The organism is Microbacterium sp. LEMMJ01, from assembly GCF_002114135.1.
Taxonomy (GTDB): domain Bacteria; phylum Actinomycetota; class Actinomycetes; order Actinomycetales; family Microbacteriaceae; genus Microbacterium.
Genome location: NZ_NCTV01000035.1, coordinates 222,152 through 248,644 on the forward strand (window position 1 = coordinate 222,152; position 26,493 = coordinate 248,644).

Below are 26,493 nucleotides of genomic sequence, written 5' to 3' on the forward strand. Positions count from 1 at the left end.
CGACAGGGTATCCGGAGGGGACACAGGCGATCGCGGCAGCACAGGCGCTGGTGCCGGTAAGCGCCTGATCCGGCGTCCTCGCCTGACCCGGCGGAGTCAGACGGCGAGCTCGATCTCGCCCGTCGCGATGTCCACGCGCACGACGCGCAGCCGCACCACGTCCCCGGGCCTGGCGAGACCCACCGGCGCGATCGTCGTCACGGCAGGGTCCCCGATCTGAACGGCGGCCCGCTCGCCCCGGAGCTCGATGACCGTGGCCTCGACCGTCTGTCCCACCAGAGGTGTGAGCAGGGCGGCCTCGACGCGGTTCACGGTGTCCGCGTCCAGCTGCGACGCCCGTCGGCCCGAGTCCTGCATGAGCGCGGGGAGGTCGCCGAGGGAGGAGCGCACCCACTCCGGCACCGGCTGTCCCGTCGACACGGCGAGACAGATCGCGAGGACCCAGCGGTCGACGAGCCGGCGGAGGGGAGCGGTCGCATGTGCGTACGGGGCGCCGATCGCGGCCTGCACGGCGTCGGCGGGCCGCTCCCCGTCGAACACGAGGTACCCCGCACCGCGGAACAGCGAGGCGGCGGCTTCCAGCACCGGGAGGGTCATCGGGTCGGAGCGGTCGAGGCCGCGGAGGTACTCGCCGTACGTGCCGTCGGTCCACGGGCGCCCGAGCGCGTCCGTCTGGTGACGGAAGGCCGCGAACGCCGCCTCGTCCGGCTCCGGCATCGTGCGGAGGATGCCCACGCCTGCGTCGATCATGAGCGTCGCGGCCGCCATCCCGGTCATGAGCGACAGCTGCGCGTTCCACTCCTCCACGGGCAGGGGGCTGCGGCGCTCGATCGCATAGGAGCCGTCCTCGGTGCGCACGACCTCCTCGTCCGGGACGTTGAGGCTGGCTCCACCGCGCCCACGCTCCTGTTCGAGACGGAGGGCACCGATCTCCGGCAGCAGGGCCGCGTGGCCGCCGTCGCCCCGGTCCAGCGCCTCCTGGGTGGACGCGTAGTCGAGCTGCGCACGGGACCGGATGAGGGCGCGCTCCAGCCGGAAGTCGGTCACGGTGCCCGCGGCATCCAGCGCGAACGTCCACACGAGAGCGGGACGGTCGACATCGGGGAGCAGGGAGACGTGGTCCTCGCTCAGCACCGGCGGATGCAGCGGGATCGTGCCGTCCGCGGCGTACAGGGTCTGTCCCCGTCGGCGGGCCTCCGCGTCCACGGCACCACCGGGGGTGACGAAACCCGGCACGTCCGCGATGGCGTACCGCACCCGATAGCCGTCGCCGTCGCGCTCGAGGTGGAAGGCCTGGTCGAGGTCACGGGCGCCCGCCGGGTCGAGGGTCGCGAACGGGATGTCCGTGAGGTCGAGCTCCGGGGTCGTCGCCGAGGCCGCTTCCGCCTCGGCGAGCACGTCGGCGGGAAACGCGCTCGGCGTGTCCAGGGCCTCCCGCAGCGCGGAGAGCGCCGCGGCGAGCTCGGTCTGGGCGGCGGAGGGGGCGACATGCGAGCGGCGCTGGGGCATGCCGCCAGCCTAGGTCGAGCACCGGGACGATCCGCCGCAGCCGGCCCGCGTGCCCGCATCGGCCGCTAGCGTGGGGACATGACCACTGCTGCCAAGGCTCAGACCCTCGTCGGACTCTATGACGCCCCGGAGATCCTCCGCGTGGTGAACGTGTGGGATGTCGTCTCCGCACGCGCCGTCGCCGCGCTGCCGGAGACGAAGGCGATCGCCACCGCCGGTCACGGCATCGCCGCGTCGTTCGGCTACGACGACGGGGACACCCCGCGCGACGTCATGATCGACATGGTCGGACGGATCGCGGCGGCCGTGTCCGTTCCCGTCACCGCCGACCTGGACGACGGGTACGGCGACGCGGGGGAGACCACCCGCCTCGCGATCGCGGCCGGCGTCGTCGGCGCGAACGTCGAGGACCGCCTCAAGCCGCTCGACGAATCGGTCGCCGTCGTCGAGGCCATCGTGAAGGCCGCGGAGGCGGAGGGCGTGCCGTTCGCCCTCAACGCCCGGACCGACGCGTTCGTGCGTGCCGGGTCGCGCCCCGTGGAGCAGAGCATCGCGGATGCCATCCAGCGCGGTCGCGCCTTCCTCGATGCGGGCGCCACCGCGGTCTTCGTCCCCGGCATCCTGGACGCGAACGTCACGCGTCAGCTCGTCGAGGGGATCGGTGAGCGCAAGGTCAGCGTGATCGGCATCCCCGGCGCGCTCGCCGCCTCCGAGTACGAGAAGCTCGGCGTGACCCGCATCTCCTACGGTCCGCTGCCGCAGCGCGTGGCGCTCACGGCTCTGCAGGAGCTCGCGGAGAGCCTCTACCGCGGCGGTGTCGTGCCGCAGGGACTCCCGGCCCTCAACTGAGCGACGAGGCGGGTGACCGCGGCTCACTACACTTGAGCCGTGGTCACTCGTCTTTCGAACTTCTTCCTCCGTACGCTCCGCGAAGATCCTGCCGGTGCCGAGGTCGCCAGTCACAAGCTGCTGATCCGCGCCGGGTACATCCGACCGCAGGCGGCGGGCATCTTCGCGTGGCTGCCGCTCGGCCTGCGCGTCAAGGCGAAGATCGAGTCCGTCATCCGCGAGGAGATGGCCGCCGCGGGTGCGCAGGAGGTGCACTTCCCCGCGCTGATGCCGCGCGAGGCGTACGAGGCCACCGGGCGCTGGGACGAGTACGGCGACCTGCTGTTCCGCCTCCAGGACCGCAAGGGCGGGGACTACCTGCTGGCGCCGACGCACGAGGAGGCGTTCACGCTGCTCGTGAAGGATCTGTACTCGTCGTACAAGGACCTGCCGCTGACGATCTTCCAGATCCAGGACAAGTACCGCGACGAGGCCCGGCCGCGCGCTGGGCTCCTCCGCGGCCGCGAGTTCACGATGAAGGACGCCTACTCTTTCGACGCCTCCGACGAGGGGCTGGATGCGAGCTACCAGGCGCAGCGGGACGCGTACGAGCGCATCTTCCAGCGGCTGGGCCTCGAGTACGCCATCGTGCAGGCCGACGCCGGGGCCATGGGCGGTTCGCGGAGCGAGGAGTTCCTGCACCCGACCCCCGTGGGCGAGGACACGTTCGTCCGCAGTGCCGGCGGCTACGCGGCCAACGTCGAGGCCTTCAGCACCCCGGTACCCGCGCCGGTCCCGTTCGATGCCGACGGCGCCCCCGTGATCTTCGACTCTCCGGACACGCCGACCATCGAGACGCTCGTGGCGCACTGCAACCGCGAGCTCGACGGCGAGTACACCGCGGCCGACACGCTCAAGAACGTGGTCCTCGCCCTGAAGCACCTCGACGGCACCCGTGAGCTCGTGATCGTCGGGATCCCCGGCGACCGCGAGGTGGACGAGAAGCGCGCCGAGGTGGCGTTCGCGCCGGCGGAGGTCGAGACCGCCACCGCGGACGACTTCGAGAACAACCCCCTCCTGGTGAAGGGCTACATCGGTCCCTGGTCGCCCACGGGTGCGGTGCTCGGCGAGGAGTCCGCCACGGGCATCCGCTACCTCGTGGACCCCCGTGTGAGCGAGGGCACGAGCTGGGTCACCGGCGCGAACATCGACCAGAAGCACGCGCACTCCATCGTCGCCGGACGCGACTTTGAGGCGGACGGCATCGTGGAGATCGCGAACGTGCGCGCAGGCGACCCGGCGCCCGACGGCTCCGGTCCGGTCGAGCTCGCCCGCGGCATGGAGATCGGTCACGTCTTCCAGCTCGGACGGAAGTACGCGGAGGCGCTCGGCCTCAAGGTCCTCAACGAGAACGGCAAGCTCGTCACGGTCACCATGGGGTCGTACGGCATCGGCGTCACGCGGATCCTGGCGATCATCGCCGAGCTCAACAACGACGACAAAGGCCTCATCTGGCCGGCCTCGGTCGCCCCGTTCGACGTGCAGGTCGTCGCCGCCGGGCGTGACCAGGTCGCCTTCGACGTCGCGGAGGACCTCTCCGCGCAGCTCGAAGCCGCCGGGCTCGACGTGCTCTATGACGACCGTCCGAAGGTGTCGCCCGGAGTCAAGTTCGGTGATGCAGAACTCGTCGGCGTCCCGAAGATCGTGATCGTCGGCCGGGGCGCCGCCGACGGCCAGGTGGAGTTCTGGGACCGCCGCACGGGCGAGCGCGAGGCGGTCTCGGTCGCCGAGGCCGTGGAGCGGCTCTCCGCCACGCGCTGACCCGGCGCCGCCGGTCGCTCAGCAGGTGACGCGGCCGTGATTCATGATGTCGTCGTCCGGGGTGTCTCGGGTCACCAACGCCTTGAGCGCGCCGGCGGCCATCGCCACCTTGCCCTTCGCCGGTTCCCAGAATTCGGCGACGACCGGGGTGACCGCGAGCAGGGCGATGCCGGGGGTGTCCAGCCCGTCCTCGAACCAGATGTCGAGGGAGGGGGAGTAGAGCTCCTCCATCTTCGCGCGGTCGTGGACGACCTCGGCGGTGCCGGCGACGGACACGTAGCGCATGCCCTTCGCGTCGCAGTAGGCCAGCCCGACATCATGGTGACGGCGCGCCTCCTCGACCTTCTCCGTGTCTTCCGCCGTGAAGAACCAGATGGCGCCGGCGTCGTCCATCTGCCTGGTCGACATCGGCCGGCTGACGAGGTTCCCGTCCGGGTCGGTGGTGGTGAGCATGGTGAAGTCGATGTCCTCCACGAGCTCCTTGATGCGGGCGAGGGCCTCGGGTCCGGTGATCTCTGTCATGTCGCCATCGTGGCGCCACCGCCGACCGAGGGCACGGGCGTTGACACCGTGTCCCGCCCATGCTGCGGAGCGCGGGGGCGCGGATCCTCGGCGTTGCGTCCCGTCGGCGGGAGGCCGCATGGGACGCTGGGGGCATGACCGAGGAACCGCTGCCGGCCGCTCTGAGCGACGAGATCAACCATGTGCTGGACGAAGCGGGGGTGTCCTCGGACCGCCGGCTCGTGATGCGGATGCTCCGCACGGCGCTGCTCCTCGGTGAGGACGACACCGACCGCCTCGACCTCAAGATCGCCTCCGCCGCCCTGGCCGAGATGCGCGACGCGTTCCGCCTCTTCGCCCCGTTCCGCGGCGTGCCGAAGGTGACGGTGTTCGGCTCCGCGCGCACCCTCCACGACGACCCGCTGTACCTGCAGGCGCGCGATGTCGCGGCGGCGCTCGCGAACGACGGCTGGATGGTCGTCACGGGCGCGGGCCCCGGGATCATGCAGGCCGCCGCCGAGGGGGCGGGGCCGGCGCTGTCGCTCGGCGTCTCCATCCGGCTCCCCTTCGAGGAGAAGGCGAATAGTCTCGTCGCGGGCAGCGATCAGGTCGTCGCGATGAAGTACTTCTTCACGCGCAAGCTCATGCTCATCAAGGAGTCGAGCGGATTCATCTGCCTGCCCGGGGGCTTCGGCACGCTCGACGAGATGTTCGAGCTGCTCACCCTGCAGCAGACCGGGAAGGCCGAGCCGACGCCGATCGTGCTGCTCGACGAGAAGGGCGGATCGTTCTGGCAGGGCATGCGGCGCTTCGTCGACGAGCACCTCGCCCCGATGGGGGTGATCTCCCCGGGGGACTTCGATCGCGTCGTCATCACCGACTCGGTCGAGGAGGCCCGCGCTGAGATCACCGGGTTCTGGCGCAACTACGACTCGCTGCGGTGGGTCGGGGACACGCTCGTGCTGCGGCTCAAGGCCGAGCCGACGGACGCCGAGATCGAGGAGCTCAACACCGCCTTCGCCGCACTCCTGTCGACCGGACGGATCGAGCGCACGGCCCCCCGGTCCCCGGAGGTCGCCGACGACGACCGCCTCGACCTCCCGCGCCTCGCCCTGCACCTGGATCAGCGTCAGGTGGGCAACCTCTTCCGTCTGATCGGCGCGCTCAACACCCTCCCGTCCGCGCCGAAGGCCTGACCAGGCGCCGGACTCCACGACGGGACAGGCCGCCGCGCGGAGGCAGGCCGGTTCCGGCAAGCGCGCCTGCTGTCGCGCGACGGCCTGTGCCGGCGGAGGCCGGATGGCCCGGGCGTGCGGCACACGGTATCGTTGTACGGATGTCGCGCGTGCATTCGGGCGCGACGAGAGCTGAATAGGGAGGCCGTCATGGACATCGAACTGAGTCTGCTGCGAGGGATCGAGAAGGAGAAGGCGATCCCGTTCGACGAGCTCGTCTCGATCATCGAGCAGGCGATCCTGACCGCGTACTCCAAGCACGTCTCGCCCGACGGCGCGACGCCGGAGGGCGTCCGCGTGCACCTCGACCGCAAGACCGGCCACGTCGCCGTCCTCCAGGTCGTCCGCGACGACGAGGGTGCGATCATCGGCGAGGAGGAGGCGACGCCGGACGACTTCGGGCGCATCGCCGCATTCGCCGCCAAGCAGGTCATCAGCCAGCGCCTCCGGGACATCGCGGACGACGCCGTCCTCGGGGAGTTCAAGGGCAAGGAGGGCGACATCGTCGCCGGCGTGATCCAGCAGGGTCCGAACCCGCGCATGATCCACGTCGACCTCGGCTCCGTCGAGGCGATCCTCCCGCCCGAGGAGCAGGTACCCGGCGAGGAGTACGCGCACGGGTCCCGGCTGCGCGTCTACGTCACCAGCGTCGCCAAGGGGCTCAAGGGTCCGCAGATCACCGTCTCGCGCACGCACCCGGGCCTGGTCCGCAAGCTGTTCGCGCTCGAGGTGCCCGAGATCGCGGCCGGCCTGGTCGAGATCGTCGCGCTGGCCCGCGAGGCCGGGCACCGCACCAAGATCGCGGTGAAGGCGAACGACCCGGCCATCAACGCCAAGGGCGCGTGCATCGGCGAGATGGGGCGCCGTGTGCGGGCCGTCACGGAGGAGCTGGCGGGGGAGAAGATCGACATCGTCGACTACGACGCCGACCTGCCCACGTTCGTGGCGCACGCGCTGTCGCCGGCGAAGGTCACGAGCTCGTTCGTCCTCGACGCGAGCACCAAGGCCGTCCGCGCCCTCGTGCCGGACTACCAGCTGTCGCTCGCCATCGGCAAGGAGGGTCAGAACGCGCGCCTGGCCGCCAAGCTCACCGGCGCCAAGATCGACATCCAGCCGGACAGCGTCCTCGACTGATCCCTGTCCGTCCTCGACGCCACGCCCGGTGGCGGCGAGGACGGACGGAACGCAGGTGTAAGATGGAACCCGTACGAACGTGCGTCGGTTGCCGCACGCGTGCTCCCCGCTCCGCTCTGCTCAGGGTGGTTGCCCAGAACGACACCCTCATCCCCGATGAGCGTGCTGTCCTGCCGGGGCGTGGCGCGTGGGTGCATCCGACACCCGAGTGCATGGAAGCCGCTCTGCGGCGTCGAGCTTTCGGAAGAGCACTGCGTGTGACCACTCAGCTGGACACACGGATCTTCGAACAGCACCCACCAAGAAACAAAGGCTGAACAGCTATGGAAACAAAGTGAACGGCTCGAAATGAGACCCGTCCGCGACTAGTGGTCTGCCCTGTCTGGGCAGACCGACCCAGACAGGAGAATTGTGGCTGGTAAACCACGCGTACATGAGATCGCCGCCGAACTCGGCGTCGACAGCAAGGTCGCACTTGCGAAGCTCAAGGAACTCGGCGAGTTCGTGAAGAGCCCGTCCTCGACGGTCGAGCCCCCGGTGGCGCGCAAGCTGCGCGCCGCGATCGAGGCCGACCCGTCCCTGAAGGCGGCCTCCGAGCCCGCTGCGGCGAAGCCCGCCGCGAAGCCGGCACCGAAGTCCTCGGCGCCCACCCCCGGTCCGAAGCCCGGCCCCAAGCCGGGTCCTGCAGCTCCGGCCGCACCCGCCCCGGGCCCGGCGCCCGCCCCCGCGGCGGAGAAGGCTCCGGCGCCGTCGGCGCCCGCGAAGCCGTCGGCTCCGGCTCCGGCCGCACCGTCCTCCGGTGACGGCAACGCCCCGAAGCCCGGCGCGCCCCGCCCCGGCAACAACCCGTTCTCGTCCGCACAGGGTATGGGCCAGCGTCCCGCGGGTCCCCGTCCCGGCAACAACCCCTTCGCCTCGGCGCAGGGGATGGGCCAGCGCCCGACCCCCGGCAACATCCCGCGTCCGCAGGCGCCCCGTCCCGGTGCTCCGCGTCCGGGTGCCCCGCGTCCCGGCTCGCCGCGACCCGGCGCACCTCGTGGTGGCCAGGGCGGTCGTCCCGGTGCTCCGTTCCAGCAGCGCACGGGCGGCCCCGGCCGTCCCGGCGGCGGTGGCGGTCCCGGTGCGGGTCCCCGTCCCGGCGGCGGTTTCGCCGGTCGTCCCGGTGGTGGCGGTCGTGGCCGTGGTCCCGGCGGCGGTACCGCCGGTGCCTTCGGCAAGGGCGGCGGCAAGAGCAAGCAGCGCAAGTCGCGGCGGGCGAAGCGGCAAGAGTTCGAGATGCGGAGCGCCCCGGTCGTCGGTGGCGTCAACGTCACCCGTGGCAACGGCGAGACGATCCGCATGCGTCGCGGTGCCTCCATCGCGGATTTCGCCGACAAGATCGAGGCCCTGACCGGCTACACCGTGCAGCCGGGCACCCTCGTCACGATCCTCTTCAACCTCGGCGAGATGGCCACGGCCACCGAGTCGCTGGATGAGGCCACGTTCGAGGTCCTCGGTGAGGAGCTGGGCTACAAGGTCCAGATGGTCTCGCCCGAGGACGAGGACAAGGAGCTCCTCGAGGGCTTCGGTCTCGACCTCGAGAAGGAGCTGGAGGAGGAGAGCGAGGACGACCTCGAGATCCGTCCCCCGGTCGTCACCGTCATGGGTCACGTCGACCACGGTAAGACGCGCCTCCTCGACGCGATCCGCCAGACCAACGTCATCGAGGGTGAGGCCGGCGGCATCACCCAGCACATCGGTGCCTACCAGGTCTGGACCGAGCACGAGGGCATCGAGCGGGCGATCACGTTCATCGACACCCCCGGTCACGAGGCGTTCACCGCCATGCGTGCCCGTGGTGCGCAGGTCACCGACCTCGCGATCCTCGTGGTCGCGGCCGACGACGGCATCATGCCGCAGACGGTCGAGGCGCTGAACCACGCCCAGGCGGCCAACGTGCCGATCGTGGTCGCGGTCAACAAGGTCGACAAGCCGGAGGCCAACCCGGCCAAGGTGCGTCAGCAGCTCACCGAGTACGGTCTGGTGGCCGAGGAGTACGGCGGCGACGTCATGTTCGTCGACGTCTCGGCCCGTGCCAACACCGGCATCCAGGAGCTCCTGGACGCGGTGCTGCTCACGGCGGACGCCGGTCTCGACCTGACCGCCAACCCGAACAAGGCCGCTCGCGGTGTCGCCATCGAGGCGAAGCTCGACAAGGGCCGAGGTTCGGTCGCGACGGTGCTGATCCAGTCCGGAACCCTCCGGGTCGGCGACGCGATCGTGGCGGGCACCGCCTACGGCCGTGTCCGCGCGATGATCGACGAGAACGGCGAGATCGTCGAGGCGGCCGCGCCGTCCCGTCCGGTCCAGGTGCAGGGTCTGAACTCCGTGCCCCGCGCCGGCGACGTCTTCATCGTCACCGAGGAAGACCGCATGGCGCGTCAGATCGCGGAGAAGCGCGAAGCCGTCGAGCGCAACGCCCAGCTGGCCAAGGCCCGCAAGCGCATCTCGCTCGAGGACTTCACCCGTGCTCTCGAAGAGGGCAAGGTCGAGTCGCTCAACCTCATCATCAAGGGTGACGTCTCCGGTGCCGTCGAGGCTCTGGAGGAGTCGCTCCTCAAGATCGAGGTCGACGACTCGGTGCAGCTGCGCATCATCCACCGCGGTGTCGGTGCGATCACCGAGTCCGACGTGAACCTGGCGACGATCGACAACGCGATCATCGTGGGCTTCAACGTCCGCCCCGACACGAAGGCGCGCGAGCGTGCTCAGCGCGAAGGCGTGGACATCCGTTTCTACTCCGTCATCTACAACGCGATCGACGAGATCGAGAGCTCGCTCAAGGGGATGCTCAAGCCGGAGTACGAAGAGGTCCAGTCGGGTGTCGCCGAGATCCGCGAGGTGTTCCGCTCCTCGAAGTTCGGCAACATCGCCGGTGTCATCGTGCGGTCCGGGACGATCACGCGCAACGCGAAGGCCCGCGTCATCCGCGATGGCGTCGTCATCGCCGATGGCCTCGCCATCGAGTCGCTGCGCCGGTTCAAGGACGACGTCACCGAGGTGCGGACGGACTACGAGGCCGGTATCGGCCTCGGCAAGTACAACGACATCCAGGTCGGCGACGAGATCGAGACGACCGAGATGGTGGAGAAGCCGCGCGGCTGATCCGCACGACTGCGGCGGCTGCCTCCTCCTCCCGTGACGGGGGAGGAGGCAGCCGCCTCCGCGGTTCGCTGGGAACAGCGATGCACAGAGGTGGGAGAAGGAACAATGGCTGGTGAACGACAGGCCCGACTCGCGGATCGCATCCGCGTGATCCTCGCCGAGCGCTTGGAGAAGGGGCTGCGCGACCCGCGTCTCGGCTTCGTGACCATCACCGACGTCCGCGTGAGCGGCGACCTGCAGCACGCGTCCGTGTTCTACACGGTGCTCGGCACGGAAGAGGAGCGCCTCGCCAGCGGTGCCGCGCTCACGTCCGCGACCGGCATGCTGCGCAGCGAGGTCGGTCGACAGCTCAGCACTCGACTCGTCCCCACGCTCGAGTTCATCCCGGACGCGCTCCCGGAGAACGCCGACCACATCACCGCTCTGCTGCGCGAGGCGCAGGAGCGCGACGCGGAGGTGGCCAAGCTGGCCTCGTCCGCGACCCACGCCGGCGAGGCCGACCCCTACCGGTCGGACGACGACGACGAGGACTGATCCCGTCTGATACCCTCAGGTCCGCGGCGGGACAACCGGTGGATCTGGGGGGATCGACATTCAGGCGACGAGCACGCCCGCGGGCCTCTTCGTCGCGCCTGTCGTCGTGGAGCCGCTGCTGGATGAGCTTCGACGGCGGGATCTGTGCTGCGCGCCGCACGTGGCGGCGCAGCTGGCCGCCGCGCTGCCTGACGATGCCGAGGCCGTGCTCGCCGTCGCGGCCCGCCTCACACCGGAGCAGCGCCGCGGATGGAGTCGGATGCCGTGGCCGCTGCCGTCCGCGGCGGTCCATGCCGGCATCCGCGGGCTGGCGAGCGCCGACCGACTGCTCCTGCTCACGGTGGTGCTGGCACTCGAGGAGGAGCTGGATCCGATCCTCGCGGCCGACGGACGCCGCGTGGAGGAGATACGGGCCAGCGCCGCCGCGCCGCATCTGACGATCCACGCGGGCTCGATCCGGCTCACCGACCCGCGCGTGGCCGCGGAGGTGTACGCGGCTGCGTCGGCGGCGGAGGTCGCGCGCGTGCACACCCGGCTGGCTGACGCCGCGGTCGCACGCGGCGACCGGAGTGGCGAGGCGTGGCATCGCGCGCGATCGTGCGCCGCGCGGGATCGTCGGGCCGCAGCGGTCCTGACAGCGCGGGCCCGCGTCGCGGCCGACGCGGGGCTCACCGAGCGCGCGCTGCTCCTGGCCGGTGAGGCCGCCGCGCACGCGACCGGCGTCGTGGGCGAGGAGGCCAGGGTGCTCGCCGGCTGCGCGGCGCTCGCCTGCGGCTACGCCGCGGATGCCGAGGCCTGGCTGAGCGGTCTCTTCCCGGGCGCCGCGGAGCATCGACGGGCACGGGCGCTCGGCCCCTACCTCGCCGCCCGCACCCTTCGGCACGGCCTCGTTCCCGCCGTCGATCCGCGGCGGCTCGCCTCCGGCTCCGCGGCCGACGCCACGGCATGGGCGCGATCCGCGGCGCTCGTCGCGATCCTGTGCGCGGAACGTCGCGACCGCGGGGCCGAGTGGCGCTGGCTCGCCCAGGTCCGCGGAGCCTCCCACGCGGGGACGGACCGTGCGCTGCGCGAGGCCGTGGTGGGGGTGTGCGCTCTCCTCGCCGGCGACGTCATGCCGGCGAGCGGGACCGCGGGGCTCGGTGGGCTCGGCGGCGTAGCGGCGGCGCTGCAGACGGCATGCGCGGGCGACATCGACGAGGGCCTGCGGATGCTGCGCACGGGAGGCCTTCCCGGAGCGGAGCGCGATCCGGTGTTCCCCGGCTTCGAGAGCAGCCCGGTGGTGCGGGCCTACCACGCTGTCACCGAGGTGCTGCTCCTCGTCTGGCGGGGAGACATCGGTCCGGCCAGGGAACTGCTCCGGCATGCGGCGGTCGAGCTCCCCGTCGCCATCCCGTTCGCCGGTCTCGGTGTCGTCCTGGCGCGGCGGCTCGACCTGGCGGTGCTCGGCGCCCTGGGCCCGATCGCGCGTGCGCTCACCGACGTCCTCCCTCCCGCCGCCGAGACGGACGTGCTGGTCGATCGCGCCGTCGAGGCCTTTCTGGACGGTTCTTTCGAGGTGGCCGTCGGCGCCATGGGGCTGTGGCGGGACCGCGGAGCCCCGCAGCCGCTGTTCGCGGTGCCGGGCGTCGACGAGGTCGTGCTCTGGTCGCCGGGGGGATACCGGCCGGGGACCGTGCGCCCGCCGGAGAGCGAGATCGCCGCGGCGCTGCGGCGGGCGGTCGTCGGTTCCGCCGGCCCCACATGGCGCTCGGACCAGGAGGAGCTGCGGGTGGCGGCGAGCCGGCTTCGGTCTCCGTTCGCCCGCGGGCGGGTCGAGGCCCTCCTCGGGGTCCGATCCGGTCTGCACGGAGACGTGGTCTCGGCACGCGGGCACCTCGCGCGGGCCGAGCGGCTGTTCGAGGTCGCCGGAGCGCGGGCCTGGGAGCGCGCGGTGCGACGACGGCGGGAACGGCTCGAGGCGTCCGGGACCACGGCGGACGGGACGGCGGCCCTGCCCGCCTGCCGGAGCGCCTGGGCTCAGCGACTGACGCCCCGGGAACTCGAGGTGGCGATGCTCGCGGTCGGCGGGACGGCGAACCGCGCGATCGCGGAGCGGCTGTCGGTCTCGGTCCGCACGGTCGAGGTGCACCTCGGACGCGCGTTCGCGAAGCTGCACGTCCGCAGCCGTGTCGAACTGACCGTGCTGGCCCACCGCACCGAGCAGCTCCTCTGAGCGCTCACCGTGGCAGGGAGAGGCCCTCCCCGTCGGCTTCCGCGAGCCCGTCGGCGATGAGGGAGTCGATCGCACGGTCCCGCTGACGCACGTCCGGCCAGTCCGGGAGGACGGCGGTGAGCGGGACTGCGGCGGGGGCGGCGGCGCGCAGGAGCCGGAGCACGGCGCCGCGGGCCTGGCGGTCCGAGCCCTCGTACGCGGCCTGTCGTCGTCGCTCATCCCCGGTGTCGGGTCGGCCGGCCGCGAGCCACGCACACCCGTCAGCCAGCGGGCAGCGGTCGCATCGGGGCGCACGGGACGTGCAGATCGTCGCGCCGAGCTCCATCGCCGCGGCGTTGAGCACGGCGGCCTCTGCAGGGTCCGCGGGGAGCAGCGCCGCCATGAGCGCGAGGTCGCGGCGGGACGGGGACCCCGGTTGCGCTCGTCCCTCGACCGCCCTGGCGAGCACGCGCCGGGTGTTGGTGTCGACGACGGGATGACGGTCGCCGTACGCGAACACGGCCACGGCACGGGCGGTGTAGTCGCCGATCCCGGAGAGGGCGAGGAGGGCGTCGACGTCACGCGGCACGACGCCGCCGTGGCGTTCGACCACCTCGACGGCCGCACGGTGCAGCCACAGGGCGCGCCGCGGATAGCCGAGGTTCGCCCATTGCTGCACGACGTCCGCCGGAGACGCGGCCGCCATCGCGCGGGGTGTGGGCCACCGCGTCAGCCACGCGTCGAGGTGCGGGATCACGCGGGTCACGGGCGTCTGCTGCAGCATGAACTCGCTCACCAGCACGCCCCAGGCGCCGAAGTCTGCGTGGAACTCCGGGCGGCGCCACGGCAGATCGCGCGCCTCCTCGGCGTACCAGCCGTGCAGGGGCGTCATCGTCGCAGGAGACGGTGCGGGCGCGGCCATCCCTCCAGCCTAGGCGAGCGGTCGCCGCTCCCGGCGTCGGTAGGCTGGAGGGATGGCGACCCCCGGCATCCTCCTCGTCGACAAGCCCGGCGGGCTGACCAGTCACGACGTGGTCGCCCGCACCAGGCGGGCCTTCGGGACCCGCAAGGTCGGTCACGCGGGGACCCTCGACCCGATGGCCACCGGACTGCTCGTCATCGGCATCGAGGGCGCGACCCGCCTCCTCACCTACATCGTGGGCGCGGACAAGACGTACGAGGCGACCATCCGGCTCGGTGCCGTCACCTCCACGGATGACGCGGAGGGCGAGATCCTCCACCGCACGGATGAGAGCGCCCTCGCGACGATCGAGGAGGCGGCGATCGATGCCGGAGTGGCCGCGCTGACGGGCGCGATCTCCCAGGTCCCCAGTGCGGTGTCGGCAATCAAGGTCGACGGTCGCCGCGCCTACGACCGCGTCCGTGCGGGGGAGGAGGTGGTCCTCCCGGCGCGAGACGTCGTCGTGTCCCGGTTCGACGTCGTCGCGCGTCGCCGCGACGACCACGCGATCGATCTCGATGTCGTCGTGGACTGCTCGTCCGGAACCTACATCCGCTCGCTGGCCCGCGACCTGGGCGCCGCGCTCGGCGTCGGCGGCCACCTGACCGCCCTCCGCCGCACCCGCGTCGGCCCGTTCGACGTGCGTGACGCCGTGACGATCGACGCCCTCGAGGGCGCTCCCGTGCTCACCCCCGGCGCCGCCGCCGGCCGCGTGCTCTCCGTCCTCCCCGTCACGGCGGACGAGGCGCGGGACCTGCGACACGGCAAGCGCCTCGCCGGGCAGGCGGTGCGGCTGGACGGCCCGCTCGCGGCGGCCATCGAAGACGACGGCACGCTCGTGGGGATCGTCGAGAAGCGCGGTGCCGATGTGAAGAGCGCCATGAACATGCCGGAGGTCTCCCGATGATCCTGTGGTTCACGATCGTGCAGATCGTCGTCGCCGTCGCCGCCGGGCTCTTCTGCCTCGGCGCGGGGTTCGCCGGCCGTCGCCCCAGCGACTTCTCCGTCGGCGCGCTCGCTCTCGTCGAGGTGCTGCTGATCGTGCAGATCGTCGTCGCCATCGTCGCGCCGCTCGCGGGGAACCCGCCCACCGGGGATCTGCTGGAGCTCTGGGTGTACCTCGTCTCGGCGGCCCTGCTTCCGATCGGGGCCGTGCTCTGGGCGCTGATGGAACGCAGCCGGTGGAGCACCGTCGTGCTCGGCGTGGCCGCGCTCGCGATCACGATCATGCTCTGGCGCATGCAGGTCATCTGGACCGTGCAGGTCGCCTGAGGAGCACCCGGAGCGGACGCCGGGCAGCTCGCCCGGCTCTAGGATGGAATGCGCTATGAGCTCCACCGCCCCCTCCACTCGGATGACCGGTATCGGTCGTGTCCTGGTGATCGTCTACGCCGTGATGGCGCTGGCGGCCACCGGGCGCAGCTTCGTGCAGATCGTCCGTCGATTCGACGAGGCCCCGTTGGCCTACAGCCTCTCGGCGCTGGCCGCGGTCGTCTACGTCCTGGCGACGCTCGCGCTCGTCTTCGCGCGTCGTCGCGGCTGGTACACCGTCGCGTGGGTGGCGATCGTCTTCGAACTCACCGGTGTCCTGGTCGTCGGCGTTCTCAGCCTCGTCCTCCCCGAGCTCTTCCAGCACGAGACCGTATGGTCGCTGTTCGGGCGCGGCTACCTCTTCATCCCCCTCGTCCTCCCGATCTTCGGGATCTGGTGGCTGCGCACGCACCGGCCCGTCGAGACCGCGCGTCCGGTCGAGGTCGCCGCGTGATCGTGTTCCGGAATCCGGAGGAGGTGCCGGAGGACTTCGGGCCCAGCGCCGTTGCCATCGGCAAGTTCGACGGCGTGCACGAGGGGCATCGCGCCGTCATCCGTCGCCTGGAGGAGGCTGCCGCGGCCTCGGGGAGCCGTGCCGTCGCGGTCACGTTCGACCGCAACCCCCTCGCCGTGATCCGTCCCGACCGGTGTCCCGAGAACGTCGTGACCGTGGACCGCAAGCTGGAGCTCCTCGGCGAGCTCGGACTCGACGCGACGCTGGTGCTGACGTTCGACGAGACGCTCGCCGCCCGGAGCGCGGAGGACTTCGTCGTCGACATCCTCGTCGGCGCGCTGCACGTGTCCACGGTGCTCGTCGGCGCCGACTTCCGCTTCGGACACCGGGGCGCCGGCACCCCCGAGCTGCTGCGGGAGCTCGGCCCCCGGTACGGGTTCACGGTCGAGGTCGTCGACGACGTCTACCTTCCGGGGTCGAGCCGCCGGGTCTCGTCGAGCTGGATCCGCGAGCTGCTGATGGCGGGGGACGTCGCCGAGGCGGCCCGCGCCCTCGGGCGGTATCCCGACGTGCGCGGCGTCGTCGTCCACGGGCTGAAGCGCGGACGCGAGCTCGGGTTCCCGACCGCCAACCTCTCCACGATCATCGACGCGTTCGTCCCCGCCGACGGCGTCTACGCCGGCTGGCTCGTCGACCACGACACCGGCATCCGGCACCCGTCGGCGATCTCGGTGGGCACGAACCCCACCTTCGACGACGTGCTCGTCCGTCAGGTCGAGGCGCACGTGCTGGGGGAGACCGGGCTCGATCTCTACGGTCACGACGTGACGGTGGAGTTCGTGCAGCGGCTGCGCGGCATGGTCGCGTTCGAGGGCATCGAGAAGCTGATGACGCAGATGGCCGCCGACGTCACACAGGCCGCGGCCATCCTGGACGTGTCCGCGTAACACGACGGCGCCGTGCTCCCGCGGCCAGTGCCAGGGATGACATAGAATAGGGTCAGGCTCCCACCGGTCCCGCACGTATCGCGTGCTCCGGCGGGAACACCGATCCACAGTCCGCACGGTCCTGGCTCACGCCACACGCGGACGACGAGAACGGCTCACGGCTCCCTGAGGGCGCCGGAGCCCTTCAGGCTCAGGAGGAGCATGCCGACCACGGCAACCGCCGCCCCGCGGCGCAAGAAGACGTCCCGTCGCGATGACGAGGCACCCCTCATCCCGATCCTCGCGCGCAAGGTGCGCGAGATCGAGGCGAAGTCCCAGCGGGGGAAGCTGGGTCCCACGAACCGCACGAAGTTCCAGGTGATCGCTTTCCTGGTGCGCGAGGAGCGCGCCAGGGTGAAGGCCGACACGGAGATCACCGACGCGGCCCGCGCCGAGCTGCTCAAGCGGCTCGACGGTGTCGCGACGATCCTCGCGAAGACGGCCGCGCGGGACACCTCGCTCATCCAGCTGCTCGAGGCCGACCAGGCCACCTCGCCGGTCGCCAAGCGGATGCGGCGCGACTGGCTGCTCGAGTCGGGGGCCGAGCTCCCGCCGGAGGAGCTCATCATCGCCGACCCCGCGCCCGTGCAGGTGTCGGTGGTCCCCGCGGCCATCGCCGAGCGTCAGGTCACCCCGCCCTCGGTGGAGGCCCGTCAGCTGGCCAACCCGTTCCTCGCGCCCGACCTGACCCCGCGTCCGGCCAGCACGCCCCGCCGCCGCCTCGACGGCTGGGAGCTCATGGGGCCGCTGTACAAGGCCTTCGAGACCGGCGCGGGCGGTGCGGCGGCGTCGATGGAGCTTCCGCCGGCTCCGGAGTTCGATCACATCTCGCCCAAGGGGCGCGAGATCATGGTGCACCAGTCCCGTTTCCTCGAGGCTGTGCGCGCCGGACACCGCAGCTTCCTGCTCGCCGACGAGCCGGGCCTCGGCAAGACGGCGCAGTCGGTGCTCGCGGCCTCCGTCGCCGGCGCCTATCCGCTGCTCGTCGTGGTGCCCAACGTCGTGAAGATGAACTGGGCGCGCGAGGTCGAGCGGTGGACGCCGCAGCGTCGTGCCACGGTCATCCAGGGCGACGGCGACGACATCGACGCCTTCGCCGACGTGTTCATCGTCAACTACGAGATCCTCGACCGTCACATGTCCTGGCTCGCGTCGATCGGCCTGCGCGGCATGGTCGTCGACGAGGCGCACTTCATCAAGAACCTCTCGTCGCAGCGTTCGCAGAACGTGCTCTCGCTCGCGGCGCAGGTGCGCGAGCGCACGCCGGGGCACGATCCGCTCATGCTGGCCCTCACCGGCACCCCGCTCATCAACGATGTCGAGGACTTCGACGCCATCTGGCGTTTCCTCGGCTGGACGAACGGCGAGAAGCCCGGGCCCGAGCTCATGGAGAAGCTCGATGCGACGGGGCTCACGCCCGCGGACAAGGCCTTCTACCCGGAGGCCCGCGACGCGGTGATCTCGATGGGCATCGTGCGGCGCAAGAAGAAGGACGTCGCCGCCGACCTGCCCGACAAGCTGGTCGCCGATCTGCCGGTGCAGCTCGACGACGAGTTCGGTCGTAGCATCCGCCAGGCCGAGCGCGAGCTGGGGGAGCGCCTGGCCGCCCGCTACCGCCGCATCATCGAGGCACGCGGCGACCGCGGTCTCGCGCCCGGAGAGATCGACGACGACATCGTCCGGCTCGTGGCGCAGAACGAGCTCGAGGAGTCGAAGGCAGCCGGCACCGGGGGAGACAACGTCTTCACCATGGTGCGCCGCATCGGTCAGGCGAAGGCCCTCCTCGCGGCCGACTACGCCGCACAGCTGCAGCGGTCGGTCGGCAAGGTCGTGTTCTTCGCGAAGCACATCGACGTCATGGATCAGGCGGAGGCGCACTTCGCCTCCGCGGGCATCCGCGCGGTGTCCATCCGCGGCGACCAGACGAACACGGCACGGCAGCAGGCCATCGACGACTTCAACGGCGACCCCGAGGTCGGCATCGCGGTGTGCTCGCTCACGGCGGCCGGCGTCGGACTCAACCTGCAGGCGGCCTCGAACGTCGTCCTCGCGGAGCTGTCGTGGACCGCTGCCGAGCAGACGCAGGCCATCGACCGCGTGCACCGCATCGGCCAGGACGAGCCGGTCACCGCCTGGCGGATCATCGCCGCGCACACGATCGACACGAAGATCGCCGAGCTGATCGACCAGAAGCAGGGCCTCGCGGCCCGCGCTCTGGACGGCGAGGCGACGGAGGAGACGGCGAGCGAGTCGGTGCAGCTGGCGGCGCTCACGCACCTTCTGCGCGAGGCCCTGGGCGGGCGCTGAGAGGCCGTCAAGAACACGGGTTCTTAACGGCGATTCCCAGGCCTCATCCTGTCGGGACGCGAAGTTCGGCGTGATCGCTCGCCGCGGCCGTCAAGATCCCCGGTTTTCGACGTGCTCGAATGGCCACGCGAGGCGGCGGCGCGCTAGTGTCGATCGCAGGCACTGTCGCCGCACCCCCATCCCTCGACCTCCGAAGGCAGCAGCATGAAGATCGGAATCCTGACGAGCGGCGGCGACTGCCCCGGACTCAACGCGGTCATCCGCGGCATCGTGCTCAAGGGCACCACGACCTACGACCTGGAGTTCGTCGGCATCCGCGACGGATGGCGCGGCGTCGTCGAGGGCGACTTCATGCCCCTGACGCGGCATGAGGTGAAGGGCCTGTCCAAGGTGGGCGGCACGATCCTCGGCACCAGCCGCACCAACCCCTACGAGGGGGAGCGCGGAGGCGCCGACAACATCGCGAAGACCCTCTACGGGCACAAGATCGACGGCATCGTCGCGATCGGCGGCGAAGGCACCCTCGCGGCAGCGGACCGTCTCGCCAAGGACGGCATCAAGGTGCTCGGCGTCCCGAAGACGATCGACAACGACCTCCGGGCCACGGACTACTCGTTCGGCTTCGACACGGCCGTGAACATCGCCACGGACGCCATGGACCGGCTCCGCACCACGGGCGACTCCCACCAGCGCTGCATGGTCGCCGAGGTCATGGGTCGTCACGTCGGCTGGATCGCCCTGCACGCCGGAATGGCCGCGGGCGCGCATGTCATCTGCATCCCCGAGGTGCCAATGTCGCTGGACGAGATCACCGCGCTCGTCACGAGCGCTCACGATCGCGGTCGCGCGCCGCTCGTCGTCGTCTCCGAGGGCTTCAAGCTCGCCGGCATGGACGAGGCCTACAGCGACAAGGGCCTGGACGCGTTCAACCGTCCGCGGCTCGGTGGCATCGGCGATCTGCTCGCTCCCGAGATCGAGCGGATCACGGGCATCGAGACGCGGGCCACGATCCTCGGCCACATCCAGCGTGGCGGCTCGCCGTCGGCCTTCGACCGCGTCCTCGCGACCCGGCTCGGCCTGCACGCCGCGGATGCCATCGTGGACGGCGCCTGGGGGCAGATGGTCGCGATGCAGGGGACGGACATCGTCCGCGTCCCGTTCGCCGACGCTCTGGGCGAGCTCAACACCGTGCCCCGCTACCGCTACGACGAGGCCGCCGCCCTCTTCGGCTGACCGCCGGCTTCAGGCTCTCGCGCGGCTTCAGGCGTCCTGCTGTCTTCCCTGCCTGAACTTGCGTGAGGGCCTGTGTCCGCGCGTTCGTCTGTTCTCACGGCCTCGCGCGGTGTCAGGCTCTCGCGGGGCTTCAGGCGTCCTGCTGTCTTTCTCGCCTGTTCTCGCGCGAGTGCCTGAGCTTGTGGTCGGTCTGCTCCGCGCGAGCCGTCGCGCGACGGCGTGCGCGATGCAGCCCCTGCGCGAGCGCGGACAGGACGGTGTCCTCCACGTGAGTGTCATCGACCATGACCTGGTGGTAATCGAAGCGCAGGACGGTATACCCGCGGAGTGCGAGCCTCGCGTCCGCCGCGAGGTCTCGCCGCCGGTCGCCGGCGGCGCTGTGGTGGCGGAAGCCGTCGATCTGAATGGCGAGCCGTTCGCCTATGACACCGTCGAGCGGATGGCCGTCCACCCACACCTGCTGTCGCACGTCGATGCCGATCGCGCGCATCCGTTCGACGAAGACCGTCTCGGGACCGGAGTCCGACCGGCCGCGGACGATTCGAGCGAGGCGGTCAGCGGCGTGGCACCGCCACCGCACCCGCGCGAGCGTATCCAGCTCCACCGCCCCGTGGCGGATGGCGGACTCCCAGATCGCGCGGGCCTCGACGGGCGGCCGACATCGCGCGACCTGGAAGAGGACATTCAGGACGGGATCGACCGCCGCGCGCTGATGCGCCGGCACAGGCCCCTGGGCGCAGTGCACCTGGACGCCGCCGCGGTCGAACCGAGAAGCGGTACGGGGGAGGGCGACGTGCACGTCCGTGGCCCCGATGTCCCACCATCCGGCGAGAGCCGCAGCGCTCACACAGGTGACTCTCCCGCCGACCGAAGCAGCCGCCCGGCGCCGTGGATCGACATCGGGGAGGAGGAGCCACGACCGGCGCACACGCTCGAGCGTGCCTTCCTGTACCGCACGACGCATCTGGTACTCGGTGAAACCCGCCTCACGTACGCGCGACGAATGCGCGGAGCCTCCCTGCTCTCGAACCCAGCTCTCGACCCTCGTGTGTCTCACCCCTCCACCCTGAGCGCTCGCGCGGCACTCTCCATCGCTGCACTCGGGATGGGGAGATCGTTCGCGGAATCCTGGCCCTGTGCAGGATCAGTCGTCGCGTGTGGTCACCACAGGCGTCCGCGCGAGACCAGGCAACAAGAGCCTCTTGCGCCTGATGCCACGCGAGCGCGTGATGCCGCGCGGAAGCCTGAGCCCACGTCGGACACGGGAGTGCAGGCCTCCGCGCGAGATCAGGCCAGGAGAGCCACTCGCGCCTGATGCCGCGCGAATGCCTGATGCCGCGCGCCTGATGCCGCGCGTGACCGATGCGTCAGGCGAGGTGGAGGGTGTCCAGGAGCCAGGCGAGCTCGAACGCCCGCTCGCGCCAGGAGTTGTACCGCCCGCTCACGCCCCCGTGTCCCGCGACCATCTCGCACTTGAGCAGCACGTCCTTCGCGCCGGCCTCCCGCAGCCGGGCGACCCACTTGGCGGGCTCCACGTAGAGCACGCGGGTGTCGTTCAGCGAGGTCACCGCGAGGATCCGCGGGTACTCCACGCCGTCGCGCACGTTCTCGTACGGCGTGTACGACTTCATGTACGCGTACACCTCCGGGTCGTGCAGCGGGTCGCCCCACTCGTCCCACTCGATCACCGTGAGGGGGAGCGAGGGGTCGAGGATCGTGGTCAACGCGTCGACGAACGGCACCCCCGCGAGGATCCCGGCGAACAGCTCCGGAGCGAGGTTGGCGACCGCGCCCATCAGCAGACCGCCCGCGCTGCCGCCCTCTGCGACGAGCTGGGCCGGGGTCGTGGTGCCCTCGTCGACGAGGTGCCGGGCGCAGGCGACGAAGTCCGTGAAGGTGTTCCGCTTGTGCAGGAGCTTGCCCTCTTCGTACCACTGCCGGCCCATCTCGCCGCCGCCACGCACATGCGCCACGGCGAAGACGACTCCGCGGTCCAGCTCCGAGAGTCGGGCGACGGAGAAGCCCGGGTCGATGGAGTGCTCGTACGAGCCGTAGCCGTAGAGGTGGACGGGCCGGGGCGTCGCGCCGGGCTCTCCGAAGGAGCGCTTCCAGACGAGGGAGATCGGCACGCGCGTGCCGTCCTCCGCGGTGGCCCATTCCCGCCGCTGTCCATAGTCGGCGGGGTCGTAGTCGCCGAGCACCGTCACCTGCTTGCGGAGGACGAGTTCGCGCGTCGCGAGGTCGAGTTCGTAGACCGTGCCGGGCGTGACGAAAGACGTGTAGCCGAGGCGCAGGAAGGGGGAGTGCCACTCCGGGTTGCCGCTGACGCCCGCCGAGTAGAGGGGCTCGTCGAACTGCAGCTCCTCCACGGCGTCCGTCGCGTAGTCCAGGAGCCCGACGCGCTCGAGGCCCTCGCTGCGGTACTCCACCGTGGCGAAGTCGCGGAAAGCGTCCACGCCGAGCAGCCGTCGTCCCGGCTGATGCGCGACGACGATGCGGCGCTCGCCCTGCGGGTCGTCCGCCGCCACGGAGACGAGCTCGAAGTCCAGGGCGTCGTCATTGTGCAGGATGAGCAGGCGGTCCTCGCCGTCCACGACCGCGTGCTCGAGCGAGTACTCCACGCCCTCCCGCCGCGGCCATACCGGACGCGGCTCCGCGGTGATGTCACCGGTCAGGTCGACGAGGTACTCCTCGCTCGTGATGCTGGAGCCCACGCCGATCACGAGGTAGCGACGGCTGCGCGTGATCCCGGCGCCGAGCCAGAACTTCTCGTCGGGCTCGTGGAAGAGCTGGATGTCGTCCGACACCGGGGTCCCGAGCCGGTGCAGCCACAGGGTGTCCGGACGCCAGGCCTCGTCGCGGGTCGTGTAGAGGATGCCGGTGCCGTCGGGGGTGAAGAACGCGCTGCCGGTGTCCGGGATCTCGTCGGCGAGCGTGACCCCCGTCTCCAGGTCGCGGGCGCGCACGGTGTAGAGCTCGTCGCCCTCGAAGTCCGTCGACCACAGCAGCTTCGTCGCGTCGTCGGAGGTGTCGAACGCGCCGAGCGAGAAGAACTCGTGCCCCTCCGCCTCGGCGTTGCCGTCCAGCAGCACCACCTCTCCGGGGACGGGCACCCCCGGCTCGAGACGCGGCGGCGTCCAGTCGCCCTCGACGGCGGCGGCCCGGCAGTGGATGCCGTACTGCGCGCCTTCCTCGGTGCGGCTGTAGTACCACCAGTCTCCGCGTCGCGTCGGCACGGAGAGATCCGTCTCCTGCACGCGGCCCTTGATCTCCTGGAACAGCGTCTCGCGGAGCGCCGCCAGATGCGCCGTCTCCGCCTCGGTGTGCGCGTTCTCGGCCTCCAGGTGCGCGATGACCTCGGGGGAGTCCTTGGCACGCAGCCACTCGTACGGGTCGTCGACCGTGTCGCCGTGGTGCGTGCGGAGGGTGGAACGGCGGGCGGCGATCGGGGCGTCAGTCACCGTCCCACGCTATCCCAGGTCGAGTTGACCGGCACGGGGGACGGTGGCAGGATTTACCGGGGCCGGTAAACGGAAGTCAAACCCACGGTGAACTCTTCGTTCGTCACGTCGATCCCGTCGACATCTCCCTCTTCCTCAAGACCGAAAGCGAACGGTGGAAACCGCAGCCCTCATCGTCGTGCTCGTCATCGCGCTGGCACTCTTCTTCGATTTCACGAACGGGTTTCACGACACCGCGAACGCGATGGCCACGCCCATCGCGACCGGGGCGCTCAAGCCCAAGACCGCGGTGCTCCTGGCCGCTCTCCTCAACCTCGTCGGCGCCTTCCTGTCGACCGAGGTGTCCAAGACCATCTCCGGCGGCATCATCCAGGAGGATGCGATCCTCGCCGCGGGGGCGGAGCTGTTCCTCTCGCTGATCTTCGCCGGACTCATCGGCGCGATCACCTGGAACATGCTGACCTGGCTGCTCGGCCTGCCGTCCAGCTCGTCCCACGCCCTCTTCGGCGGTCTGATCGGCGCGACGCTCGTGGGAGCCGGCCTCGGCGGCATCGACTTCGGCGCCGTGCTGTCGAAGATCGTCCTCCCCGCTCTCATCGCCCCGATCACCGCCGGCATCATCGCCTTCGTGGCGACGAAGATCGCCTACTCGATCACCCGGCGCTATGACGGCAAGCCCGACGGGCGCGACGGCTTCCGCTGGGGTCAGATCTTCACGTCGTCCCTGGTCGCGCTCGCCCACGGCACCAACGACGCACAGAAGACGATGGGCGTCATCACCCTCGCGATGATCACAATCGGCTGGCAGTCCGGTGCGCACCACGAGCCCGAGCTCTGGGTCATCGTCGCCTGTGCGTTCACGATCGCCCTTGGCACGTATCTCGGCGGCTGGCGCATCATCCGCACGCTGGGAAAGGGCCTGACCGACGTCAAGCCGGCGCAGGGCTTCGCGGCCGAGAGCTCGACGGCGGCGACGATCCTCGCCTCCAGCGCCCTCGGCTTCGCCCTCTCCACCACGCAGGTGGCCTCGGGATCGGTCATCGGATCGGGTCTCGGTCGCCGCGGCTCGACGGTGCGCTGGCGGACGGCCGGTCGCATCGGCGTCGGCTGGCTGCTGACCCTGCCCGCGGCCGGAGGGGTCGGCGCCCTGGCGGCGCTGCTCGTCGTCTGGCTCGGTCCCTGGGGTGTGGCCATCGATGCCGTGCTCGCCGTGGTGATCATCCTCGGGCTGTACATGCGTTCCCGGCGCAACGCCGTCACGCCCGCCAACGCCATGAGCGACGTCGCCGAGTCCCACCTCGCGGTCGAGGTCCCCGACACACCGCCGCCCACGCGTCGCCAGCAGCGCATCGCTCAGGCCAAGGCGGAGGCGAAGGCCCGCGCCGAGGCCAAGGAGAAGGCAAAGGCCGAGGCCAAGGACAAGGCGAAGAAGAAGGCCAAGGCCAAGGCCGACGCGAAGGCCGCGAAGACCGGCAGCGTCTCCTCGTCCGACGCCTCGCAGAACGGGGACTCGGCATGAACGTCACGATCGACTGGATCGCCTTCCTGCAGGTGTTCGCCGCCGCGCTCATCGGCGCCGCCGCCATCGTCACCTTCTACGCCCTGGGCCTGCGTCTGCTCGTACGCAGCGGACGGGCCCCCGTGGTGAGCCCGGCGGAGTTCACCGACGCCATCACGGTGATATCCGAGAAGGAGCTCAAGCGGGCCGCCAAGCAGGCGGCGAAGGCGGCGAGGAAGAGCCCGCTCACCGAGGGGCAGAAGACCCTCGCCCTCGTGGGCGCCTACGGCTGCTTCGTGCTCTGCGGGGCCGCGGTCATCGCCGGCATCCTGCTCATCGTCGTCGGCCACTGAGCCTCCGGCGCGCCAGGGACGGGCGTCGGCACCCGCCCCTAGGCTGAGGGCATGTCCGCAACCAACGGAACGCCCCCGGTCTTCGGCCGATACGCCCCCGCGTCCCATGTCCTGATCCATGTCAGCGACCCGCACTTCCTGGCCGGCGGGGCCGCGCTGGGGGGACGGTACGACGTCGAGCACACGTTCGCGCGGACGCTCGAGGCGATCCGCGCCGTGCATCCCGCTCCCGCCGCCATCGTGATCACCGGGGACCTCGCCGATCTCGGCGAGCCGGACGCGTACCGCCGGCTGCGTGCGGCGATCGAGCCGGTCGCCGCCGAACTGGGCGCTCCCGTGGTCTGGGTCGCGGGTAACCATGACGAGCGCCCGGCGCTCCGCGAGGCGCTCCTGGACGGCGAGCCCACCGAGGAGCCGGTCACCGGGGTGTGGGATCTCGACGGGCTGCGCCTCGTGGCCCTCGACACGAGCGTCCCGGGATGGCACCACGGCGACCTCGACCCGGCGCAGCTCGCATGGTTGGCCGACGTCCTCGCGGAGCCCGCGCCGCACGGGACGATCCTGGCGATGCACCATCCGCCGCTGCCCAGCCATCTGCCATTGTTCGACATCCTCGAGCTCCGTCATCAGGACGAGCTCGCCGCCGTCATCCGCGGCACCGACGTCCGCGGCATCCTCGCCGGCCACCTGCATTACTCCGCACACGGTCTGTTCGCCGGTGTCCCGGTGAGTGTCGCGTCCGCGACCTGCTACACCATGAACGTCGCCCGTCCGGCGGCGGAGGTGAACGGCATGGACGCCGCCCAGGCGTTCCAGCTCGTGCACGTGCGGCCGGAGACCCTCACGCACACGGTCGTCCCCGTGGTCGACGCGCCGACCGACGACTACTTCTCGGAGGAGTGGATCGCGCGGATGGCGGCGCTGACCCCGGAGGAGCGCCTGGAGGCGTTCTCCCGGAAAACCCCGCAGGGACCGGCGTAGACTGGTCGCATCCCCCACTTTTCCGTTCGCCACGACCCACGAGGATGTGAC

Annotated in this window: 22 protein-coding genes; 17 read left to right on the forward strand and 5 right to left on the reverse strand. The window is 71.1% G+C overall.

The features are described 5' to 3' along the window. Window positions 1-96 precede the first annotated feature (96 nt). Window positions 97-1,509: a ribonuclease catalytic domain-containing protein gene (locus tag B7W94_RS14350; protein ID WP_085607283.1), complete on the reverse strand. Its 1,413-nt coding sequence runs from the start codon at window positions 1,507-1,509 to the stop codon at window positions 97-99. A gap of 78 nt (window positions 1,510-1,587) precedes the next feature. Between B7W94_RS14350 and B7W94_RS14355 the strand changes: the two genes are divergently transcribed. Beyond that, entirely contained in the window at window positions 1,588-2,358 is a 771-nt protein-coding gene (locus tag B7W94_RS14355; RefSeq protein ID WP_025103173.1) for an isocitrate lyase/PEP mutase family protein, read from the forward strand. A gap of 39 nt (window positions 2,359-2,397) precedes the next feature. Next, complete coding sequence (locus B7W94_RS14360; RefSeq protein ID WP_085607285.1) at window positions 2,398-4,158, forward strand: proline--tRNA ligase; 1,761 nt, start codon at window positions 2,398-2,400, stop codon at window positions 4,156-4,158. A gap of 18 nt (window positions 4,159-4,176) precedes the next feature. Here the strand turns inward: B7W94_RS14360 and B7W94_RS14365 are convergent, their stop codons facing one another. Beyond that, a complete protein-coding gene (locus B7W94_RS14365; protein ID WP_062634954.1) occupies window positions 4,177-4,680 on the reverse strand; it encodes a pyridoxamine 5'-phosphate oxidase family protein in 504 nt (167 codons plus the stop codon). Between the two features lie 134 nt (window positions 4,681-4,814). Between B7W94_RS14365 and B7W94_RS14370 the strand changes: the two genes are divergently transcribed. The 6 genes from B7W94_RS14370 (at window position 4,815) to B7W94_RS14395 (ending at window position 12,918) form a co-directional block, all read left to right on the forward strand. Next, on the forward strand, window positions 4,815-5,855 hold the full coding sequence (locus B7W94_RS14370) for a TIGR00730 family Rossman fold protein (RefSeq protein WP_085607287.1): 1,041 nt from the start codon (window positions 4,815-4,817) through the stop codon (window positions 5,853-5,855). A 189-nt stretch (window positions 5,856-6,044) separates the two neighbouring features. After that, window positions 6,045-7,028, forward strand: coding sequence for a transcription termination factor NusA (gene nusA / locus B7W94_RS14375; RefSeq protein WP_062634952.1), 984 nt, complete (start codon window positions 6,045-6,047; stop codon window positions 7,026-7,028). Window positions 7,029-7,090: 62 nt separating this feature from the next. Then, entirely contained in the window at window positions 7,091-7,345 is a 255-nt protein-coding gene (locus B7W94_RS14380) for a YlxR family protein (RefSeq protein WP_085607289.1), read from the forward strand. Window positions 7,346-7,439: 94 nt separating this feature from the next. Continuing rightward, a complete protein-coding gene (infB, locus tag B7W94_RS14385) occupies window positions 7,440-10,172 on the forward strand; it encodes a translation initiation factor IF-2 (RefSeq protein ID WP_085607291.1) in 2,733 nt (910 codons plus the stop codon). A gap of 105 nt (window positions 10,173-10,277) precedes the next feature. Beyond that, the gene (rbfA, locus tag B7W94_RS14390) at window positions 10,278-10,706 is read left to right on the forward strand and encodes a 30S ribosome-binding factor RbfA (RefSeq protein WP_025103179.1); all 429 of its coding nucleotides are present in this window, start codon (window positions 10,278-10,280) and stop codon (window positions 10,704-10,706) included. A 106-nt stretch (window positions 10,707-10,812) separates the two neighbouring features. Further along, entirely contained in the window at window positions 10,813-12,918 is a 2,106-nt protein-coding gene (locus tag B7W94_RS14395; RefSeq protein ID WP_172400130.1) for a helix-turn-helix transcriptional regulator, read from the forward strand. Between the two features lie 4 nt (window positions 12,919-12,922). Here B7W94_RS14395 and B7W94_RS14400 read toward each other — a convergent pair whose 3' ends face one another. Then, the gene (locus tag B7W94_RS14400; RefSeq protein WP_441338631.1) at window positions 12,923-13,819 is read right to left on the reverse strand and encodes an A/G-specific adenine glycosylase; all 897 of its coding nucleotides are present in this window, start codon (window positions 13,817-13,819) and stop codon (window positions 12,923-12,925) included. 52 nt (window positions 13,820-13,871) lie between these two features. On the opposite strand from B7W94_RS14400, the gene truB reads away from it, so the two are divergent. From truB to B7W94_RS14430, 6 genes are all read left to right on the forward strand, one after another. Then, a complete protein-coding gene (gene truB, locus B7W94_RS14405) occupies window positions 13,872-14,765 on the forward strand; it encodes a tRNA pseudouridine(55) synthase TruB (RefSeq protein WP_085607297.1) in 894 nt (297 codons plus the stop codon). Beyond that, window positions 14,762-15,130, forward strand: coding sequence for a hypothetical protein (locus tag B7W94_RS14410; protein ID WP_085607299.1), 369 nt, complete (start codon window positions 14,762-14,764; stop codon window positions 15,128-15,130). The genes truB and B7W94_RS14410 overlap by 4 nt, the downstream gene beginning before the upstream one ends. Before the next feature lie 55 nt (window positions 15,131-15,185). Beyond that, a complete protein-coding gene (locus B7W94_RS14415) occupies window positions 15,186-15,623 on the forward strand; it encodes a hypothetical protein (protein ID WP_231729434.1) in 438 nt (145 codons plus the stop codon). Next, window positions 15,620-16,570 (forward strand): bifunctional riboflavin kinase/FAD synthetase, encoded by a 951-nt coding sequence (locus B7W94_RS14420; RefSeq protein ID WP_085607301.1) that lies wholly within the window; start codon window positions 15,620-15,622, stop codon window positions 16,568-16,570. Before B7W94_RS14415 ends, B7W94_RS14420 begins: the two co-directional genes overlap by 4 nt. A 201-nt stretch (window positions 16,571-16,771) precedes the next feature. Then, window positions 16,772-18,916 carry a DEAD/DEAH box helicase gene (locus B7W94_RS14425; protein WP_062766558.1) on the forward strand — a complete coding sequence of 715 codons (2,145 nt, stop codon included), beginning with the start codon at window positions 16,772-16,774 and terminating at the stop codon, window positions 18,914-18,916. A 204-nt stretch (window positions 18,917-19,120) separates the two neighbouring features. Further along, window positions 19,121-20,149, forward strand: a complete 1,029-nt coding sequence (locus tag B7W94_RS14430) for a 6-phosphofructokinase (RefSeq protein WP_025103187.1) — start codon at window positions 19,121-19,123, stop codon at window positions 20,147-20,149. Between the two features lie 130 nt (window positions 20,150-20,279). On the opposite strand, the gene B7W94_RS14435 is transcribed toward B7W94_RS14430, so the two are convergent. Beyond that, window positions 20,280-20,996: an endonuclease domain-containing protein gene (locus B7W94_RS14435; RefSeq protein WP_231729435.1), complete on the reverse strand. Its 717-nt coding sequence runs from the start codon at window positions 20,994-20,996 to the stop codon at window positions 20,280-20,282. 520 nt (window positions 20,997-21,516) lie between these two features. Further along, a complete protein-coding gene (locus tag B7W94_RS14440; protein WP_085607303.1) occupies window positions 21,517-23,610 on the reverse strand; it encodes a S9 family peptidase in 2,094 nt (697 codons plus the stop codon). 154 nt (window positions 23,611-23,764) lie between these two features. On the opposite strand from B7W94_RS14440, the gene B7W94_RS14445 reads away from it, so the two are divergent. The 3 genes from B7W94_RS14445 to B7W94_RS14455 are packed head-to-tail and all read left to right on the forward strand — an operon-like array spanning window position 23,765 to window position 26,442. Continuing rightward, entirely contained in the window at window positions 23,765-25,129 is a 1,365-nt protein-coding gene (locus B7W94_RS14445; RefSeq protein WP_025103190.1) for an inorganic phosphate transporter, read from the forward strand. Beyond that, window positions 25,126-25,461: a hypothetical protein gene (locus tag B7W94_RS14450; RefSeq protein ID WP_025103191.1), complete on the forward strand. Its 336-nt coding sequence runs from the start codon at window positions 25,126-25,128 to the stop codon at window positions 25,459-25,461. The genes B7W94_RS14445 and B7W94_RS14450 overlap by 4 nt, the downstream gene beginning before the upstream one ends. 51 nt (window positions 25,462-25,512) lie before the next feature. After that, window positions 25,513-26,442 carry a phosphodiesterase gene (locus tag B7W94_RS14455; RefSeq protein ID WP_085607304.1) on the forward strand — a complete coding sequence of 310 codons (930 nt, stop codon included), beginning with the start codon at window positions 25,513-25,515 and terminating at the stop codon, window positions 26,440-26,442. The last annotated feature ends 51 nt before the right edge of the window (window positions 26,443-26,493 follow it).